Genomic DNA, 3331 nt, shown 5'->3' with positions numbered 1-3331 from the left:
GTGAGCAAGTCTCTGCAAGCCATTCGTGGCATGAACGACATCCTGCCCGAACAGACGCCCCTGTGGCGTCATTTCGAAGGCACCGTTTCGCGTTTGCTGGATAACTACGGTTACAAGCAGATCCGCATGCCGATCGTCGAGTTCACCGAGCTGTTCAAGCGCTCCATCGGTGAAGTGACCGACATCGTCGAAAAAGAGATGTACACCTTCGACGACCGTAACGGCGATTCCCTGACGCTGCGTCCTGAAGGCACGGCAGCGTGCGTGCGTGCAGTGCTCGAGCACGGCATCACTGGCGGTGGCCAGGTACAGAAGCTCTGGTACATCGGCCCGATGTTCCGCCACGAGCGTCCGCAGAAAGGCCGTTATCGCCAGTTCCACCAGATCGGTGTCGAAGTGTTCAACCTCGACGGTCCGGACATCGATGCCGAGCTGATCGTGCTGACCTGGCGCCTGTGGGGTGAGCTGGGCATCCGTGATGCGGTCAAGCTCGAACTCAACAGCCTGGGCACCAGCGAGTCCCGTGGTCGTTATCGCGAAGCACTGGTCGAGTTCCTGTCCGGGCACCTGGACAAGCTGGACGAAGACAGCCAGCGCCGCCTGAAGACCAATCCGCTGCGGGTCCTGGACACCAAGAACGCCGACACACAGGCGATTCTGGTCGATGCGCCGAAGATGGCCGACTACCTCGACGATGAGTCTCGCGTGCACTTCGAGGGCCTCAAGGCTCGCCTGGACGCCGCCGGCATTCCTTATGTGATCAACCCGAAGCTGGTTCGCGGGCTGGACTACTACAGCAAGACCGTTTTCGAATGGGTCACCGACAAACTCGGCGCCCAGGGCACCGTGTGTGCCGGTGGTCGTTACGACGGCCTGGTCGAGCAGATGGGCGGCAAGCCTACTGCCGGCGTCGGTTTCGCCATGGGCATCGAGCGTCTGGTGCTGTTGCTGGAAACCCTGGAGCAGATCCCGGCTGAGATCGCCCGTCAGGTCGACGTCTACCTCTGCGCCTTCGGCGAAGAAGCCGAACTGGCCGGCCTGGCCCTGGCAGAACGTGTGCGCGATCAATTACCCAACCTGCGTCTGCAAGTGAATGCCGGCGCCGGCAGTTTCAAAAGCCAGTTCAAGAAAGCCGACAAGAGCGGTGCGCTGTATGCATTGATCCTCGGCGACGACGAGATGGCCCAGCAAGTGGTAGGTTTCAAACCCCTGCGTGGCCAGGGCGAACAACAAAGCATTGCCTGGGATGCGCTTGCGGATCACCTGGCCACCTGCGTCGTGCAGGGTTGAAGCTGTCTTAAACAGCCGAATTAGCGATTAAGGAGTATTGGGGTGTCGAGTACCGAAGACGAAAATTTGGCGGATTTGAAGGATTGGTGGTCACGCAACGGCAAGCCCCTGGTCACTGGTGGCCTGTTGGCGCTGGTCATCGTGTTCGGCTGGCAGGCGTTCCAGAAGTATCAGAGCAACCAGTCGCAAGGCGCCTCGATGCTCTATCAGCAATTGCTGGAAACCACGCTGACGCCTGACGGCAAGCCTGATGCGGCGCGTGTTTCCGATCTCGCCGGCAAGCTCAACAGCGAATTCGCCGGCAGCGCCTACGCGCAGTACGGCAGCCTGTTCGTGGCGAAAGTCGCGGTCGACAGCGGCAAGCTCGATGACGCAGCCAGCGAACTGAAAGCCATTGTTGCCAAGCCTGCCAACCCGGCGCTGGGCGAAATCGCCCGTCAACGCCTGGCCCAGGTGCTGGCCGCGCAGAACAAGGTCGATGAAGCCCTGAAACTGCTCGAAGGCGATGCCGACAAGGCGTTCCTGGCCACTCGTGAAGAACTCAAGGGTGACCTGCTGGTGCAGTTGGGTCGTACCGATGAAGCACACGCGGCGTATCAAAAAGCCAAGGCGGCACTGTCGGATGAAGCGGCGGTCGGTGGCCTACAAATCAAGCTGGACGACCTGGCCAAAGGGGATGCGTGACGTGATCCGTTGGAAACATGCAGCATTGCTGGCCCTGGCCATTCTGGCCGCGGGTTGCAGCAGCAACAGCAAGAAAGAATTGCCACCGGCCGAGTTGACTGACTTCAAAGAAGAAGTGGTCCTGCAGAAACAGTGGAGTCGTTCGATCGGTGACGGTCAGGGCGAAACCTACAACATGCTGGTACCAGCAGTCGAAGGCGATACCATCTATGCCGCCGACGTGACCGGTGTGGTGATGGCACTGGATCGCAGCAACGGCGACGTCAAGTGGAAGAAAGATCTCGAACTGCCTGTTTCCGGCGCCGTTGGTGTAGGTTACGGTCTGCTGACGATTGGTACGACCAAGGGTGAAATCGTTGCCCTCGACGCCATCAACGGCGAAGAGAAATGGCGCGCTCGCGTGTCCAGCGAAGTTCTTGCACCACCTGCCAACAACGGCGACGTTGTGGTGGTTCAGACCCAGGATGATCGTCTGATCGGTCTGGATGCCGCGACCGGCAACCAGCGCTGGTTGTATGACAGCACACCTGCGGTGCTGACCCTGCGTGGCACCAGTGCGCCGATCGTAACCAACCGCCTCGCGGTGGCTGGCCTGTCGACCGGTAAAGTGGTTGCTCTGGATATTTCCAACGGCGTGCCGGTGTGGGAACAGCGTGTAGCGGTCCCGCAAGGCCGTTCGGAACTGGAGCGTGTTGTCGACATCGACGGCGGCTTGCTGCTGTCCGGCGGTACTTTGTATGTCGCCAGCTACCAGGGTCGCGTTGCGGCACTGGACCTGGAAAGCGGTCGTCAGCTCTGGCAGCGTGATGCTTCCAGCTATGCCGGTGTCGCCCAGGGTTTCGGTACCGTGTATGTGAGCCTGTCTTCGGGCACCGTTGAAGGCGTCGACGAGCGTTCCACCACCGCATTGTGGAGCAATGACTCGCTGGCCCGCCGTCAACTGTCGGCTCCGGAAGTGTTCTCCAGCTACGTTGCAGTCGGTGACCTGGAAGGTTACCTGCACTTGCTGAGTCAGGTGGACGGTCGTTTCGTCGGCCGCGAGCGCATCGACAGCGACGGCCTTCGCGCTCGTCCGCTGGTGGTGGGTGACACGATTTATGTATATGGCAACAGCGGCAAACTGGAAGCCCTGACCATTAAGTAAAGGTTTGACTATGCTTGGGGTTAATCCCCAAGCGGCCCCGTTTTGCGGGGCTCGCAGCGCTTACAGGCGCTGCCCCGAGCACCAGCCGCTGCCTCGCAGCGGCTTTTGTATTTTCTGAAATAACGAAGTGGAGAGCCGCATGGTTCCCGTAATCGCCCTGGTGGGCCGACCGAACGTCGGCAAGTCCACCTTGTTCAACCGCCTGACCAGGAC

At 60.3% G+C, this 3331-nt stretch carries 3 protein-coding genes; all 3 read left to right on the top strand.

The annotated features are described in order from the left end of the window. The 3 genes from hisS to bamB are packed head-to-tail and all read left to right on the top strand — an operon-like array spanning position 1 to position 3118. A complete protein-coding gene (hisS, locus tag D8V06_RS18180) occupies positions 1-1290 on the top strand; it encodes a histidine--tRNA ligase (protein WP_130908169.1) in 1290 nt (429 codons plus the stop codon). 42 nt (positions 1291-1332) lie between these two features. After that, entirely contained in the window at positions 1333-1974 is a 642-nt protein-coding gene (locus D8V06_RS18175; protein WP_056855168.1) for a tetratricopeptide repeat protein, read from the top strand. Continuing rightward, a complete protein-coding gene (gene bamB / locus D8V06_RS18170) occupies positions 1967-3118 on the top strand; it encodes an outer membrane protein assembly factor BamB (RefSeq protein ID WP_056855169.1) in 1152 nt (383 codons plus the stop codon). Before D8V06_RS18175 ends, bamB begins: the two co-directional genes overlap by 8 nt. Positions 3119-3331: the final 213 nt, after the last annotated feature.

Origin of the sequence: Pseudomonas sp. Sample_24 (genome assembly GCF_004307605.1) — a bacterium.
Taxonomy (GTDB): domain Bacteria; phylum Pseudomonadota; class Gammaproteobacteria; order Pseudomonadales; family Pseudomonadaceae; genus Aquipseudomonas.
Note: the sequence above shows the minus strand (reverse complement) of the source record. Positions and strands in the feature narration are given on the sequence as shown.